This window comes from Belliella kenyensis (assembly GCF_022549675.1).
GTDB lineage: Bacteria > Bacteroidota > Bacteroidia > Cytophagales > Cyclobacteriaceae > Belliella > Belliella kenyensis.
In genome coordinates, this window is sequence record NZ_JAKZGR010000012.1 from 105,938 (window position 1) to 122,144 (window position 16,207).

Here is a 16,207-nt window from a genome sequence, read left to right on the forward strand (position 1 = left end):
TATATTACAGATCAGAATCTAGCAATTTGATACCTGCATTAAGCAACATTTTAGAAAATTCTAAGCCATTGATCAGCTGTACCCCATTTTCAGTGGCCAATCTCTTCGCTTCTACACTAAAACTTTCTCCTGAAGTGACTACCCAAGCGACTTTATTATATCCATCATCAATGCTTTCCATATTTGTTTTATAGTCTAGCACCTGACTTGTGCCCCATTCATTGAGTTCTCCATTTTGAAATTTTACCTGAGTATAAATAATAAGCTTAATATGTTCAAATACAGCCACTATATCAGCATCACCAACTTTATCCCTTTCATTTTTTGGAGGAATAGAAACTTCATTTGCCCCAATCGCTAAAAAGTAAATTTTTACTAATTTTTCAAACTTATCTGGATTTAGCTCAACCCGTATTGTATCAAGTACGATGTTTGCCGTCTTCTCTATTAGTTTTGAATGAAGATGAATGGGCTTATTATTTTTATAATTATCAATGCTACATTCAATACTATCCTTGATGTCAGTAATATTGGCATTTGTTTGCCTAATTTTCATCCTTGAAGTCAGTTTTGAGTCTGCAAACTTGTCTCTTGGGATATGTTCATGTAGTACATTCACTCGCCAAGCAAAACCAAGATCAAATATATTCCCTGACTCTGAAATGAGTCTGTCTTCATGTCTTGTAACTGGCTTCCCTTGCCATGTTTTTAAACCATCAAAATAAGCATCTCCAATTTTCACTGGCCTTTCTTCCTTGATCTGACAGACAAAGAAGGTTCCCCAGCTTGGAACAATCACCAAGTCTCCTTTTGCCATTTTTAAAAAATTCCAGAGGTTAAACCTTGTTTTGGGAATTGAACGCCAAGTCATTTGAAATAGCTCATTAAAATAGTCCCAATCATTTGACAATACTTTGTCGATGATTTCATTATTTATCATATCAGAAAAACCGATTGATAGATATCCAGTTTCCAGTAGCGGATAGGATAATTCAGCATGGTGTGAAATTCTGTGTAACCAATAGTTCATTTTCTATCTATTTTATCTTTAATAATATTCTTCAGATCAGCCCAATTTCCTTCTCAACTCTTCCAAAACCCAATCATCCGCTTTTCTAAAAGCTGAGCGAATGGAAAGATTACCTATTCGACTTCTTAATTGCTCAAAGTCCAAGATACTCTGATCACCCTGTGGGCTATTTGCGACTTGTACAGATGCTTCACGCCAAAAGCTTCCTTCAAATGCAAAGGGTAGTGAGCATAAACCTTCTGATTTCAAACCTTTGGAATCTAAATAATTTCTTATTGGTGAGTACATGAAGGTTCCTGTAAACCTCCCCAGTGCAGCAACAAGAATAATTCTACCCTTCAAGTTATCTAGCCGTTGCTTGACCTGATCTGATAGCTCTAGCTGCTTTGGTATTTCCCTTTTCAAAAATCTACGACCATCAAAAACTTCATAAGCCGAAGCTAGAGGGGTATATTGGATCCAATGGCAATGATTCTTTGCTCCTTGTGGCATTGTGTCCGTGATCAAAGTAATGCTATCAATTTTTAGCACATCGCTATTTTGTGCGATTAGTCTTGATGCGGCTGTACCAATTGCAATTACATGGACTTTTTCAATTTGAACATGACTTAAAATAGCAGGAGCAACAGCCAATATTGGTAGGGATTTTACAAAGTCTCTTCTTTTCATCATGTAAAATTCACATTACCCTCAGCCAAAAGATGACTTAATTAAAAAATAAAACAGACATATTTTGACTTAGCTTATGCCTATCTTTAGATCATGAGCAAGTTAGATTCATTAATTAGGCAGGCTGAAATCATCAAGTTAGCTAGAAAAAGAGCCTTTGATTGGCAAACGCTAGAAAATCACTTGGCAAGAAAAGAAGAAGATCTTGACAGGGATTTGATCATTTCTAAGCGTACATTCAACCGTGATTTGGCAGAAATCAATGAATTTTTTGGCATCGCCATCAAGTATGATTTCAAATCCGGCCAATATGCCATCGATACCGAAGGAAGCAGCGAACAAAACATACAGCTCTTAGAAGTTTTTGATACCCTCCAACTCTTTGGAAAAAGAGGAAAAGTACCTAGTTATGTTTTTATGGAGCAAAAAGTTGCCAAAGGCACAGAGCACTTTTCAACCATCATCAAAGCAATAGAACAAGGCAAGAGAATTCAAATTACTTATGGCAAATATTGGAAATCGGAAACAGAAGAAAGGACTCTAAAACCATTAGCACTGAAAGAATTCAAACAGCGTTGGTATTTGCTCACTTTTGATGAAAATGATCAGTTCAAAGTATTTGCGCTTGATCGGGTTCATGAATTAAATCTAACAAATGAAAGATTCAAGGTCAACCAACAAATTGATTTTGAGGTCTATTTTCGTGATCTATTTGGCATTATCAATACACCAGGAAACCCTGTAGAAGAAGTGATCTTAACTTTCAGCGAATTAAAAGGACGCTACATCAAATCCCTCCCTTGGCACGCAAGTCAAGAGATCTTGGTTGATGACGGCAATATCCTTACCATCCGACTACAAGTGAAAATCGAGTATGAACTGATCTCCGAGATCCTTTCCCATGGAGACGAAGTCAGGGTGGATGCGCCTGAGAGCTTGAAGGAGATAGTGAGAGGGAAGGCGGGGAATATGGTGGGAGGACAGATTAAGTGAAGGGGATGTTCTTTAATTAATTTCCCCGTTGATTACTTGCCCTAAAACCCAATTTTCAATCCTATAGAAGCCTTTGTATAACCCTTATCCTTTTGGTGATAAATTTCTGCAAGGGTCATAGGTCTATCTATGGATGTATAAACACCAATTTTTCTTGAAAGAGATTTAGCCCTTTCTATTTCAAGTGCTTTGAATTCATAGTTTGCAATTAGCCTTCCCTTTCGAACCAAGGCTTCATCAATATTGGAAATATCAGTGTTGAAAGAACAGATCAATTGAATATTCAAAAAATCAGATAATAAACCATCAGAAATATTCAATAAGGAGGACACGCCAGATTCTCTAGTCAGTGATCGATTGGTAATGATGTTTTCAGCATCTTCTATGACAAGAATCGTATTAGGGTTAGCAATTAGGAATTGCATAAAATGAGGCCCATCTATTTGCTGGGTCATATTTTGAGGGAAAAATATCACATTCTTCCTGACTGAGTTGATCAAGTATCGCAAGTAAGTAGTCTTTCCTGTGCCAGGCTGCCCATGAAGCAACAAGACTCCTTTATCATCCCTCTTATTCAATCGATCTATAATGCGCTGATGAACAGCCTCAAAATCTGAATTGTAATTATCCTTGATATCCAATTTTGGCTTATTGATTGGCCTTTTCTGAAGGTAAAAGTCACAACCATCATGCATAAGAATTGAAATTTTGGACTTTTCTACATTTTTCATCTTATAGCGTAGCATTTGCTTACGATAATTTTCAACAAGCCTTTCATCTGAGTATTTATAGAAAATTCTACAAATGCGTCCAGAATCCTCAAGACATATCATGATATCCTGTTCCAAAAAATAGACCCCTAACTCAATGTTTGCTTTTCTATCTTGATTCTTTATGCTTCTAATCAAGTAATGCTCTTGAATACTTTTTTGACTGTTTTTTAAAATCCAATCATTAGCCTTACTGCAATTGATACTATTGAGTACTAATAAGTGTGGTAGATATCCAAAATGTGCCAAAAAATATAAGGGATTTTTGGTGCTATAATCATTGTAAACATCTGAAATACTGGTTCTAGAGGAATTGAGTGACAAATTTGGTGGCGAGATTCTTGAATTTTGGCTATTCATATTGAGGAAAATTGATGATTTAAAATTTGATAAACGCAATTAAAGCGTCCGCTTGATCAATTCTCCAAAGATCAATACCACCTCTGCCAAAACATGGCGTAGATAAAAAATTGATTTGGTAAAAAAACGTCCGATTTGTGCGAATCAAGACAACCCCCTTTTAGGTTTACAATAAAACGGAATAGATAATTTATTTTTTTTGAGTCAAAAAGCACTTGGACATAAGGCAGCTACTTCCCCTTCTTGGCATTCTCTAACTCTTCAATGAATGAGAATACATTCGATGAAGGATTATCAAAAAGTATGGACTCTTTGGCTCTTTCGCAAGCTCTCTTGCATTCTGAGTCTAATTTTTCGGTCAGCTTTTTATCAATAAGTCCTTTTTTGTACCGGTTTTTATTTCGATTACTGAGATCTCTCATACAATCATCCACTGTGATAAAAGCCTTCTGATTTTTGTAATGATATAAAAACCAAAGCTCAATTGAAGGATTAGAGATGATCATTTTGGCACTGTCAATTTTCTTTAATTGATCAATAATCTCTGAAATATCACCATCATAGAATAAAAAATCCTTATCCTTAGGATCAGTTGGCTTGCCTTGTTTAGTTTTCTTTATGAAATTGGAACTTACACTTGATCCAGCAACTTTAGAAACAATTTCAATCGGTAATCGATATTTTGATTTAAGAAAGGAAATGTAAGCCTCCTCAGTTTTACCCTCGCAAAACACCCAATAAGTGGGGTTGATCTTTTTACCTCTTGGTTTGTTCCGTTTACTCATTAAAAATCCCCTTTAACGTTTCCAATGAGTCACTAACGATAGGTACAGCATCAAACCTTCCTTGAAGGTATGCTTTCTCCAAGTCCATTGTATCTCTAAAATCACTGTAATCATACAATGAATATACTTCTGTTGAAGCATCCTCCTTTTTATTGACGAAGTATATCTGATCTTTACGCATTTTCTTCAAGTCTAGGAACTTTGTATTGTGCGTAGTACAAAGCAATTGAGCGCTTTTACTCGCCCTAAAGAAATTGAAAATATACTCAATGATCTTAGGATGAAGACTCTCTTCAATTTCATCTATCAAAAGTATCTTATTGTTTTTCACTATATCCATGATCGTAAGCATGATAAAAAACAACTTTATTGTACCTTGGGATTCCTCAGTCAAGAAGTCAAACCCTTTATGCGGATCCCTTTTGTGAAATGTGGTGATTTGAAGACGCTCCTGTACCACCTCTTCTACAGTAACCGTAAGCGTATCCAGATTAGCATTGAAATTTTTACCAGGTTGTTTCAGAGATCTAATCTTCACGTCTACAATATCACTATCGGCAATTTTCAAAGCATCGATCAAAAGCTCTTTATTTTCCTTACTCAATCTTTCAATAGCCGACATACCAAAGCCTAGGTATTGTAGAATAAATGTATTGTGGAAGTAATTGAAGATCTCTTTAGGAATCTCTCTATCCATTTGGCTTGCTCTACTGATATATAGGGTTTTATTGGAGGTGTTTTCAGCCACATCCATTGGCCTCTTGATTACATCACCAAAAGTATAAATATCACTTTTTTCTTTACCTCTTCTTTCATCTCGGGTAAAAACTTCTTTGATCCTTCCTTTTGGATAAAAATGTAAGCTTTCCTCAATGATCTGCGTATTGGTAAGACTGAAAGCATACTCATACTCAATTCCCTTGGATAAGAACCTTATAAAGTATTTGCTTGGCTTATTGGCATACCCATCAAATTTGAATGGTTTGAAATTGAAGATGGTATTTTCATTATGCGTATGTGATCGAAATACCAAGGTATTGCAAAATCGAATGGCCTTGATGACATTGCTTTTTCCAGAGGCATTGGCTCCATACAAAACCATCGTTTTGAGAACATCAGTTTTATCTTGGCGAAACACATTATCCACTAACGCTCTAGCATTGGCAGATTTAATGTTCGCTGCTCTGAAATCTAGACAAACTTCATCTTTGATGGAGAAAAAATTACTCAATCGGATTTCTAAAACCATTTTATTAGCTTATCATGTAAATATCTTACAAATATAAACTTTAAAATGATACAAACGGTTATTTGTTTCGGTTTTAGGTTAATTATGATTTAAATAAATTGACACAATTTCTTCACAAACGAATGAAGAATAAAATTCTCTCGAATTTAGCCCAAAAACTCTTCTACCTGAACCAAAAACCACCCACCAAAACCCTTGCTTTCATAATCCACCTGAAATCCAGTTAGGTGACCTCCTTCATATAAAACGACTTGACAGTTTTCACCAAGCTTCTCCTTCATCTTCATAGCTGACGAATAGGTAGTAATTGCATCATCCTTTGCTGCCAAAATCAAAATGGGACAATCAATAGATTTTAAGGCTGATCGAAAAGTCTGGTTACCTTTAGGAAGCAAAATTTCTTTACCTTGAGCTTTGTAATAGTCCACTATCTCCTCTGGATCGGTAACGAAACCATCTCCAATTATAAAATCGACTTGATTCTTTATATGGGGAAAGGCCATTACTGATACTATCGTTCCCATCGACATCCCCAAGATCCCAAGCTTTTTATCTGTAAATCTCTTTGAGACAGTGCCTACAACGGCTTCTAGGTCTAAAGCAAACTCGCTATAATAAAGTAATTCCTTTCGGATCTCGAAATCTTGACTTTCCCCAAATCCTCTGTAATCAAATGTGACTACTGTATAGCCAGCATTTGCCAGAATTATAGAATGATATACAAAGTAAGACATATTGCCAGCATCTGGATAAGCCAAAATCATCACAGTGTTCTTGTCAGTTTCTGGATTTGCCTTATAAATCCATGATTTTAGACAAAAACCATCTGATGTTTGAATATCGAGTTGCTGGTAATTCCAATTCTCTGTAGCTGGTGTTCTTATATACTCCCTTACTGGATTAATTGCGTAAATTGAATCAATGCAAAAAAAGACGAATGTGAATAATAAGGCACAGATTGATCTTTTCATAAAGGATGATTAATTTGAGTAAATACTACCAACATCAATCAATATGCTGACTGATGTAAGGGTTCTAGTTTACATTTAGTTCTTCAATTACATCGTGTGAACGCTATAATTTCGCAACATTAATTCAAAATCGAATTCATTGAGCAAAAGATTATGGAATCTTATCTCTCCCCACTCTAAAACTACCCATTTAAATTTGATAAAAAAACACTGACTAAAGGGTAATATTGATCAAGAATGAAATAAATTGTACTAATGAGTAATTTCATTATTTAATAAAAACAAATATCATAGTGAATACTGAAAAACGCCAACTGGAGAATAAAATCTTGAATTTTGATGAATACCCCATTTATGAGTATTATCTTTTTCAGCAGGAGCAAGCCTATTCAATGATCTAGCTTGATTTGCATGCTCCTGAATATTTCAAAGCTCGAAATTTTTAGGCTAGTCTCAGGAATACCTTCATCTTCATTGGGCTCATTCGAAGTATAAGCATACATCTTTCATTCGTCCACTTTGAACTTGTCTACTGATAGGTAGGACTGGCATACCTTTGACTTTTTCAGCAAGCCTAATCTTAGAAAAAGAAAATTTTTGATCACTATTATATTCTGGCAAACCTTCCTTGTTTTTTTGCATTTATCCTGAATTATAACAATATTTAACCTAAATAATCAGTCATTCGGATTTCATAGGATCAAATAAATAAAAGCTGAATTTAAAGTTGATTTGACAAATAAAATAGAAATATTATGGGGGTATTGTTTTCAGGAGTTCTTTACTTAATTATTGGTTTTGTGGCTAGAGTATATCCTAATATTCTTGCTGGGTATAACAGCATGCCTCAAAAAGATCAAGAGTATGCTACTCAAAATGGATTACCGCATTTTGCATCTGTCACATTCATTCTGATGGGTATTTTATGCATCTTTTCTTATCCAGCATCCATCTGGCTTGAAATACCCAGCTTGACCTCTTCGGTTCTTCTATCCGTAACTTTGCTTGGTGTTATAGTATTAATCATTGCTGGTAATTTAATAGCAAATCGTAGGTAATACACTTTGTCAGCAAATAATCTAAAATCATTTTTTCTCAGTTACCCATAAGTACCTTCTGAAAAGCTTAAAAAAAACGGAAGCCCTATTTTAGCTTCTATATATTTTATCATCAATAGCCTATATCACATCATCATCTAATACTTTCCAATCTCCTCATCCTATACTCCTTAGGAGATTCTCCTTGTATCCTTTTAAAAACCCTATTGAAATACGACAAGTTTTGAAAGCCACTTCGGTATGCTACTTCGGCAATCGATTGATTCTTTTAATCGGATCAAAATATCATACGATTCATATACTAAAGGGCGTGCTAAAATAAAATAATAGAGAAAATCTTAATATTTAACCAATACAATGTAAAAGAATTTCAATTTTCTTTACATTAGTGTTTCACAAGATAAAGAAAAATAAAAAATCTTTACAATACCCATGACCTGGCAACCTACATCACTTCCTTACAGCAAAGAACTTGAAACCAAACAAGTACTCAAAGCCCTCAACCAGGCACATCGTGCACTGGCAGAGCTCAAGGGCGTAGCTCGAAGTATTCCTAGGCAGGATATATTGATCAATTCATTATCCATACAAGAGGCTAAAGATAGTTCTGAGGTGGAAAATATAGTTACTACACATGATGAACTCTACCGATCTTCACTTGGACCTGATTACGATGTGTCTCCACAAGCCAAAGAAGTGAAAAACTATATATCTGCTCTCAAAAGGGGTTTTGACATTGTCACCAAACATGGCATTCTTACATCCAATCACATCATAGAAATACAAACTGTATTGGAAGGGAACAATGCAGGTTTTCGAAAACTACCAGGAACAGCACTCAAAAATCAGCAGACGGGAGAAGTGGTTTACACACCACCGCAGGAATATGATGAGATTGTAACGTTAATGCAGAACTTGGAGCTGTTCATCAACGATCCTGAGATGTGTGAAGTAGACCCAATTATCAAAATGGCAGTTATTCACTTTCAGTTCGAAAGCATACATCCATTTTATGATGGCAATGGCCGCACAGGAAGAATCATCAATATCCTCTACTTGGTTCTCCAAGGTTTACTTGACTTGCCCATACTGTACCTGAGCCATTTTATTATACAAAATAAGAGCGAATACTACATGCACTTGCAAGAAGTAAGAAAAACAGGGGAATGGGAGGATTGGCTTTTATACATGATTCAAGGGGTGGAGCAAACTGCCCTAAGCACCATGCACAAAGTGGAAGAAATAAAAAGAGCTATGATGCTATTGAAAAATGTCCTCCGAGAAAATTATAAATTTTACAGTCAGGATTTGCTAAACCACCTTTTCCATCATCCTTACACCAAAATAGAATATTTACAAGAGACCCTTCGCATTAGCCGTCCTACCGCTGCGGGATATCTCAATCAATTAGCCAAAGATGGTGTCTTGATCAAAAAAGTAAGCAAACCCAATTATTACATTAACCCATATCTGACCAAGGCATTGACGCCCTAAATGAATATAGACATAATGGTTTAGGCAAATTAGCGATTGAAAGAAAATTAAGGAGATATTTCTAAGAATGAAATTAGATAGAATTCAATTGAAAGTATAAATAAAATTTATTCTTCATTTCATGAAAAGAGAGAAGCAATTATTCCATATTCCGATATGGAATAAAACCATCTTGAGCCGATTAATTCTTTTAATCGGCTCAAATTATTGCTATATTTTAGCCGATTAGATAAAATAATTGGCTCATGACCTACAACTGGCAACATCAAAATTGGCCGAATTTTGATGGGCAAGTTGATAGATTGATTCAAGTAGCTCCACCAGCAGAAAGCATTATATATGCTGAAGTATATGCACTTCAAAAGGAGTCAAATGGTTATTTTAAGAAACTTCATACATTAGCTGTGATTGATGAAACTTACACTAGCATAGTTCTTCCTTTTCCTAAAGCTTTTGAACATTTTTATTGGCATATGCAGGTAAGATTAAATTCAGGGTTTAAATCTATTTATAATTTCGAATATTGGGATAATGCTCCTGAAAAAATAGATTTGGATATTGATCAAGAGGTTAAAATCCTCAATAAAAGTTTTTATGATTTTCAACTCCAATTACCCGAGACTTTTACATATCAGATGCAAAGGGTTGAATTTAAAAATAAGCTAAGTTGGCCAAATTATAGGAGAATTTATTGGGAAGTATTTTCAAAAGATGCTCAATTTAAAATCATGGAAATCCCAGCTCAGATTTTGGAAAAACTGGATTACAATCCTGATCTTTCAAATCCATCTATAATGGCTTCTATTATATTCACTGAAAACACTAGTTACGAAGATCATTTGAATCTGCTATTTAAAGGAATTCCTAAACCTCCAATGAAATTTAGAAGTGTAATTAGCCATATTGAATAATATATGGGCAACATAAATGATAAAATATGATTGCAATTTGAAACCTTTTAATTTTTTTTACTAAGAAATAAATACTTCAATCTGAATTGATTTTGTAGATAATTCTTAAGTCATCCAAATTCTTTTGATTGAAATGCTACAAGTGGCATGGGCTTTTTAATTTGTCATTTTCAACTTCAATTCCTCTGCTCGTTTTCTTCCAGCTTTGTAATTAGGATCTAAAGCTATTGCTTTATCCAAATATATTATTGATTGTTCTCTGTGCTTGCCTTTCTGCCTTTGATTTGCCCAAGCCCAATAAGTAAAACTCATGATCTTAGCATTCGAGTACTCTTGATTGTTGTCGTATTTTTCGATGATAGATTGAAAATCCCTTCTTGCGAATTTTCTTTTTTGAAAGAAAAACCATGGTAGATTTTCTGCAACGCTCCCACGTAAAAATTCTGGCAGATAGGAGATGGAAGAGTAATTGTCAACAGCTTCTTTGAACAATTCAAAAGCTTGACTCAAAAGTTTCAGACTGTTCGTTTCGGAACTCACTAAGGATAATGCTGATGCCCTGTATGAACATATATAGGGCAACAATTCTTGTGGGGTATCAGAAGCCTTAAATTGTGCGGTTAGTACCTCAAAACTCTTTCTTCCATAGCCTTTGAATTCCGTTTGTGATAAAAATGACAAATTCAATGCTACTTCATGATAAATAATTCCTAAACGTACTTTGTTGATAGGTGATGGATTTTGACTGTGATCTTTCTCAACTTCAATGAGTTTAATTTTCAATTCATTGATATCAATCAATTCCATTACGTCATCAAGTTGATGTTCATAGATTTTTACTTTTTCAAAATCCAACTTTTGAGCTAATACATGGGTTAAAGTCAGCATCGTCGATAGAATTAAAGTGAGTAATTTGAATTTCATAATTTTTCCTATTTATGATATACAAATTTGCACAGTTGGTATGACCAAAGTCGATGACTTAAGTTAAGATTTTCGCTTGTTATGAATTCTTTTTTGAATCCTGCTCAAACTCTCTGGGCTGATGCCTAAAAAATTCGCTATATACTTTTGTGGAACTTTTTGAAACAAATCTGGCTGTCTCTTTAATAAATTTTGAAACCTTTCTTCTGGCTTATCTGATGAAAGTGACATAGCTATTTCAGTTGCTCTTTGTGCAACTTGCTCAGCCATCAATCTACCAAATGTTTCATATTTATGACATTTGCTATAAAGACTGTAAAGTTTTTCCCTTTTTATTAAATAAATCTTAGTAGCTTCCAAGGCTTGTAAGTTCATAACGCAAGAGGTGTTATTAATAAAGCTTTGAAAATCAGTTACCCAAGCATTTTCAAAAGAAATATCACAAGTTTTTTCCACGCCATCTTTGATATGAAAATGCCGGATGGTTCCGCTTGCCACAAACCCAATGAAATTGCATTGGGCTCCATTTTTCAACAAAAATTCCTTTTTCTTAAGGTTCTTGACTTCAAAAAAGTCATCAAGCATCATAATATCCTCCTCAGTCAAGGGAATAATAGATTTACAGTATATTTTTAATTCTTCAAACATTCAAATCCTTTTGTCCCTTTGTAATTTACCTTAAAAATTAAATCTCCTCAAAAGCTTTATTTCAAGTTCAAGATTGTCCTCAAGCCTATCTAATTTATCGAACAAATTTAATTTAACAAAATATTCAAGCTTAGGAGGTTAGTAAATATCCGCTAGTTTTTTATTTCTACCCTAAGCTATAAATTCAGTTTTAGATCTGTGCATTACAAAAAAACTTCATTTGTTAGGCTCAATCGAATGTACTCGCTTTTATCAAACCCATTAATTCTGTATGTGTCTGAAATGTCTTTTTAAAGTTGTCTAATTGGGTTGCTACATTGCTAAGGATAATGAGGTGCATTTTCTTCTGCGGGTAATAGTAATTAGCACTTGCAAAACCTGGAGCGTAACCAAATGCTCCAATTTGAATTTGCTCTTCATTTTCCTTAAAAATTAAACCATATCCATACTCTATAGAATCTAAAATTGGATGAACTCTTGTCGCATACCTTTGCTGCATCATTTCCAGCGATGTTGGATTTATGATCTCTCCTGAATGCAACAATTTGTTCCACTTTAGCAAATCCGCAGCATTCGAAATAAAACCTCCAGCTGCTATATACTTTACAGGATTCTCGTCTGAAAAGACAAGTTCACCCAATTCGGATTCTTCATAGCTTTTTACCAAGTTTTTATAACTTCTATGCTCTGGATGAAAAGTACTTTGCAAGCCCAAATCTTTAAAGAAATCTGTCGATATCCTTTCAAATGATTTTCCATGAATTTTTTCTAGAATACTTGCCAACAGACCATACCCTATCTGAGAATAACTAAATTCAGATCCTAACTCAAAGGCTAGAGGTTCATTAAGTTCAACAATCCCATGGGTATGAGTCAAAAGGTGATGTACTGTAACCTCGTCAACCCAATCTTGCTCAATGTCGCTAACAAACTTACTTATTGTATCCGATAGCTTTAACCTTTCCTTTTCAATTTCTCTTACAATTAAAACCGCTGTAATTTGTTTGCTGATAGAGCCGATATAGAACTGATCGCTTACAGCCAAGCTTCGGTTATTTTCTAAATCAGAAAAACCAAACGCTTTATGATAGACAATCTCATTCTCATCAGCAATCAAAACAACACCATTAAAATTGTTCGACTTGATTATAGCCTCAACTTGCTTCAAGTAGGATTCATCTAGTCTTTTATCCTTGCCCGATTGGCATGAAAAAAACGTAGTAGAAATAAAAACAATAAACAGTTTTATAATCCTCATCTTTCGAAATAATATTTTTTTTTAAAAATAAGCTTGAAGTAAAAGAACCACTACAATCTTAGCTTATTTAGAAGCCAAAACCCATATTAGTCTTGCCGAAATTATTGATTTACTTTCTAAAAATATTTATTCGGCACAATTTTTTTTAACGATTTTGAAAACCCAAACTCTACCCTTTTTAGGCTATTTATTGTATCAAAAAAAATTCAAAGATTGTGTTCAAACGCAGTACTAAAGTCCAGTATTCATTGCAAAAATTAAAAAAAGAAACCAATTTCAGAATCCTTCATATTAGCAGATCTCAAACCTGTGTCCGCCGCGGCGGATAGGAGACCGACGAGTTAACCAGAAACAAAAAAACCGATCAACTATGATCGGTCTTCGTAGTAGCGGGAACAGGGCTAAATACCCCCTTTTTTAAACTAACTTCAATTAATTTAAATGTATTGAAAATCAGTATTTTGTAATTTACACTAAGTAAATAAGGATAAAAGAAATAAGAGTAAATTAAATAAAATAGCCTACTGTATAGCCTACTGATATTTATTTTCCTAACTTTAGGTATCCAATCAAAAGTACTAACAATGGCAAAATTCAACTTTTATCTAAAGGATAAATTCGCAGACAAAGAAACACCTATTCATTTGTACATTAGATATGAAGGTAAAAGGCTAGTCTATTCAACAGGAAAGCTTATCCATCCAAAATTTTGGAACGAAGAAACCCAACAAGCGAGACAGGTCAAAGACTTTCCAACGGCAAAGATTTTTAACAGCAATCTAAAATTTATTCAGGATATAGCCTTTAAGCTTTTTGAAGACTTGATTTTTCGACTGGAAAGAAGCCCTTTTCCGACTGAGATAAAAACAGAACTTGATAGGGAATTAAAAAACCTCCACCAAGACACCTCCACAGACCACGAAAATAAGCCCACATTCATGGGTTTATTCAAAAGGTTTATCCATGAATCCGAACAGGGGATAAGGCTAACATCAAGCGGGAAAAGGTTTGACAAAAGGTCTATCCAAAAATACAATACAGTCTTTGACAAGTTGGAACAGTTCGGGAAAGGGTATCATTTGACCTTTGAAACCATTGACCAAAATTTTTACACCAAGTTTGTCAATTACCTGAATAAGGAAAAGTATTCCCTAAACAATGTTGGAAAGTACATACAGGTAATCAAGACCTTTTTGACCTATGCCACAGAAAACGGCTACAATACCAACATGTTTTTTCAATCAAGGCAGTTCAAAGCCCACAAAGTAGCGGGATTTTCAATTTACTTAAACGAAAATGAAGTGAATGACCTTTACAAACTGGATTTGAGCAGTACGCCCCATTTGGAGCGGGTTAGAGACCTTTTTATAGTTGGTTGCTGGACTGGTTTAAGATTTTCAGATTTTACGAACATACAGCCCAAAAACATTGAAGGGGACTTTTTGAAAATCACTACTTACAAAACTGGTGAAAGGGTAATTATTCCCATTCACAGGACTGTAAAAGAAATCATGGTCAAATACAAAGACAGGTATCCAAACAGTTTGCCCCCAGCCATAGCAAACCAAAAAATGAATGCCTACCTAAAAGACATTGCAAAGCAGGTGGACAGCTTAAAAACAAGGGTGGAGGTCGAAGGAATCAAGGGAGGTTTGAAAGTGAATACCACAAAGCAGAAATGGGAACTTGTCACCACCCACACCGCCCGCCGTTCATTTGCAACCAATGTTTATAAAAGTGGCTTTCCCGCAATCAGTTTAATGAAAATCACAGGCCATAAGACTGAAAAGGCATTTTTACTCTACATCAAAGTAACCCCTGAGGAAAACGCCCAGAAGCTTTTGGAACATTGGGGAGAAACGTCTTTAAAAATTGCTTATTAATTCAAATAGTTATGGATTTAGAAGAAATTGAATTCGAATTACCCGAACCCACACATAAAACCCAAGAAGAACTTGAAAAAATTTGGTTGGAAAATCTAAAAAGTAACTTTAAAAATTCAATTGCAAAATATAAGCCATTAGCTATTAAAAACAATTGGGTTTTACCAACTGATCCTGTTTCCCTTTTTAATCAATATTTTCAAGAACTTGAAAAAGAAACATTGGAAAAATATAAAGACAATCCAACTTCTTTGAAAAGGGGGCTTGACAATTTGGATAAGGATGAAATATTACTGGAATTTGATAATGTTGAATTAGAGCTATACCCCATATACTACGAATTGGTTGATTTTAGTACTTTAAGGTTTCCAAAGCCTGAAATCCCTGAAAATTATATTCTTATTTATATTTCTGAGAAAAAAGAGGAATTATTGAACTTAGGACTTTTTTTATTGGAAAAGCAAGTTAGCGATTTAAAGAAAATACCATCTAAATCAAATTCTACAAGAAAGTTTGATAAACCATTTAGAAATGACTTGAAATTAGCTTTTCAGAATCAATTTGGAAATGATTCAAAATATTTTGAATTACTGAATTGCCTGTTTAAACAAGGGCTTCTTTCGGATGACTTATCTGTATGGGTAGGAACTAAAGAAAATGGGAAGATTCAATTAGCGAGTTTAATAAAGTGGGTTGGCCTAAAGGAGCTTACAATTAAGTTTACTGAGAAAGAAGTAAAGGAAATAGCAAAGAAAAACTTTGGATTACCAATTTCACTTTCCTCTGTTAAGGCTTCTAAACCTGAAGATGGAGAATATTATCATAAGAAGTGTTAGACACTTTGTACCAAAGTATAATTGGTTCATTTCATCTTTTTCTAATCTACCATCTTTGAATCAAACTAAATTCAAAGATTATGGAAAGCGTAATTTTAAGTACCTACTCCCCTGAGGAACTATCAGGGATTATTCACAACGCAATCAAGGAGGCAGTCAAAGACATTAAGTCCCAATGCCCTGCACCGACAAGTGAAAAGCTATTAACAAGGAAAGAAACAGCCGACAAGCTAAAAATAAGTCTTGTCACCCTTAATGATTTTACCAAAAAAGGGCTTTTACAATCCTACTTAATTGGAGGTCGTGTCTTGTATAAAGACAGCGAAGTAGAAGCATCACTTTATAAAACAAAAACTGTAAAATATTAA

General features: G+C 34.5%; 18 protein-coding genes. 7 read left to right on the forward strand and 11 right to left on the reverse strand.

Features of this window, described 5'->3' with window-relative positions; genetic code table 11:
- Positions 1-4: 4 nt before the first annotated feature.
- Complete coding sequence (locus MM214_RS13480) at positions 5-1,030, reverse strand: restriction endonuclease (RefSeq protein WP_241296157.1); 1,026 nt, start codon at positions 1,028-1,030, stop codon at positions 5-7.
- A gap of 36 nt (positions 1,031-1,066) precedes the next feature.
- Positions 1,067-1,702, reverse strand: coding sequence for a hypothetical protein (locus tag MM214_RS13485; RefSeq protein ID WP_241296158.1), 636 nt, complete (start codon positions 1,700-1,702; stop codon positions 1,067-1,069).
- Between the two features lie 90 nt (positions 1,703-1,792).
- On the opposite strand from MM214_RS13485, the gene MM214_RS13490 reads away from it, so the two are divergent.
- Positions 1,793-2,692 carry a helix-turn-helix transcriptional regulator gene (locus MM214_RS13490; protein ID WP_241296159.1) on the forward strand — a complete coding sequence of 300 codons (900 nt, stop codon included), beginning with the start codon at positions 1,793-1,795 and terminating at the stop codon, positions 2,690-2,692.
- Positions 2,693-2,733: 41 nt separating this feature from the next.
- On the opposite strand, the gene MM214_RS13495 is transcribed toward MM214_RS13490, so the two are convergent.
- The 5 genes from MM214_RS13495 to MM214_RS13515 all read right to left on the reverse strand — a co-directional run bounded on the left by MM214_RS13495 (position 2,734) and on the right by MM214_RS13515 (position 7,469).
- Positions 2,734-3,822, reverse strand: coding sequence for an AAA family ATPase (locus MM214_RS13495; protein ID WP_241296160.1), 1,089 nt, complete (start codon positions 3,820-3,822; stop codon positions 2,734-2,736).
- A gap of 230 nt (positions 3,823-4,052) precedes the next feature.
- Complete coding sequence (locus MM214_RS13500; protein ID WP_241296161.1) at positions 4,053-4,607, reverse strand: RloB family protein; 555 nt, start codon at positions 4,605-4,607, stop codon at positions 4,053-4,055.
- Positions 4,600-5,856 carry an AAA family ATPase gene (locus MM214_RS13505; protein WP_241296162.1) on the reverse strand — a complete coding sequence of 419 codons (1,257 nt, stop codon included), beginning with the start codon at positions 5,854-5,856 and terminating at the stop codon, positions 4,600-4,602. Before MM214_RS13505 ends, MM214_RS13500 begins: the two co-directional genes overlap by 8 nt.
- Before the next feature lie 146 nt (positions 5,857-6,002).
- Positions 6,003-6,827, reverse strand: coding sequence for an alpha/beta hydrolase (locus tag MM214_RS13510; protein WP_241296163.1), 825 nt, complete (start codon positions 6,825-6,827; stop codon positions 6,003-6,005).
- Between the two features lie 480 nt (positions 6,828-7,307).
- Entirely contained in the window at positions 7,308-7,469 is a 162-nt protein-coding gene (locus tag MM214_RS13515) for a hypothetical protein (protein ID WP_241296164.1), read from the reverse strand.
- Positions 7,470-7,582: 113 nt separating this feature from the next.
- Between MM214_RS13515 and MM214_RS13520 the strand changes: the two genes are divergently transcribed.
- Positions 7,583-7,885, forward strand: a complete 303-nt coding sequence (locus MM214_RS13520) for a DUF3784 domain-containing protein (protein ID WP_241296165.1) — start codon at positions 7,583-7,585, stop codon at positions 7,883-7,885.
- Positions 7,886-8,018: 133 nt separating this feature from the next.
- Here MM214_RS13520 and MM214_RS13525 read toward each other — a convergent pair whose 3' ends face one another.
- Positions 8,019-8,141, reverse strand: coding sequence for a helix-turn-helix domain-containing protein (locus MM214_RS13525; RefSeq protein ID WP_290295108.1), 123 nt, complete (start codon positions 8,139-8,141; stop codon positions 8,019-8,021).
- A gap of 176 nt (positions 8,142-8,317) precedes the next feature.
- Here MM214_RS13525 and MM214_RS13530 point away from each other — a divergent pair, with 176 nt between their 5' ends.
- Both MM214_RS13530 and MM214_RS13535 read left to right on the forward strand, forming a co-directional pair.
- On the forward strand, positions 8,318-9,379 hold the full coding sequence (locus MM214_RS13530) for a Fic family protein (RefSeq protein ID WP_241296166.1): 1,062 nt from the start codon (positions 8,318-8,320) through the stop codon (positions 9,377-9,379).
- A gap of 245 nt (positions 9,380-9,624) precedes the next feature.
- Positions 9,625-10,290, forward strand: a complete 666-nt coding sequence (locus MM214_RS13535; RefSeq protein WP_241296167.1) for a hypothetical protein — start codon at positions 9,625-9,627, stop codon at positions 10,288-10,290.
- Positions 10,291-10,446: 156 nt separating this feature from the next.
- On the opposite strand, the gene MM214_RS13540 is transcribed toward MM214_RS13535, so the two are convergent.
- From MM214_RS13540 to MM214_RS13550, 3 genes are all read right to left on the reverse strand, one after another.
- A complete protein-coding gene (locus MM214_RS13540; RefSeq protein WP_241296168.1) occupies positions 10,447-11,214 on the reverse strand; it encodes a hypothetical protein in 768 nt (255 codons plus the stop codon).
- Between the two features lie 63 nt (positions 11,215-11,277).
- A complete protein-coding gene (locus MM214_RS13545) occupies positions 11,278-11,862 on the reverse strand; it encodes a Crp/Fnr family transcriptional regulator (protein ID WP_317208488.1) in 585 nt (194 codons plus the stop codon).
- Between the two features lie 229 nt (positions 11,863-12,091).
- On the reverse strand, positions 12,092-13,120 hold the full coding sequence (locus tag MM214_RS13550; protein WP_241296169.1) for a serine hydrolase domain-containing protein: 1,029 nt from the start codon (positions 13,118-13,120) through the stop codon (positions 12,092-12,094).
- A gap of 584 nt (positions 13,121-13,704) precedes the next feature.
- On the opposite strand from MM214_RS13550, the gene MM214_RS13555 reads away from it, so the two are divergent.
- From MM214_RS13555 to MM214_RS13565, 3 genes are all read left to right on the forward strand, one after another.
- Entirely contained in the window at positions 13,705-15,003 is a 1,299-nt protein-coding gene (locus tag MM214_RS13555; RefSeq protein WP_241296170.1) for a site-specific integrase, read from the forward strand.
- A gap of 11 nt (positions 15,004-15,014) precedes the next feature.
- Positions 15,015-15,839 carry a hypothetical protein gene (locus MM214_RS13560; RefSeq protein WP_241296171.1) on the forward strand — a complete coding sequence of 275 codons (825 nt, stop codon included), beginning with the start codon at positions 15,015-15,017 and terminating at the stop codon, positions 15,837-15,839.
- A gap of 80 nt (positions 15,840-15,919) precedes the next feature.
- On the forward strand, positions 15,920-16,207 hold the full coding sequence (locus tag MM214_RS13565) for a helix-turn-helix domain-containing protein (RefSeq protein ID WP_241296172.1): 288 nt from the start codon (positions 15,920-15,922) through the stop codon (positions 16,205-16,207).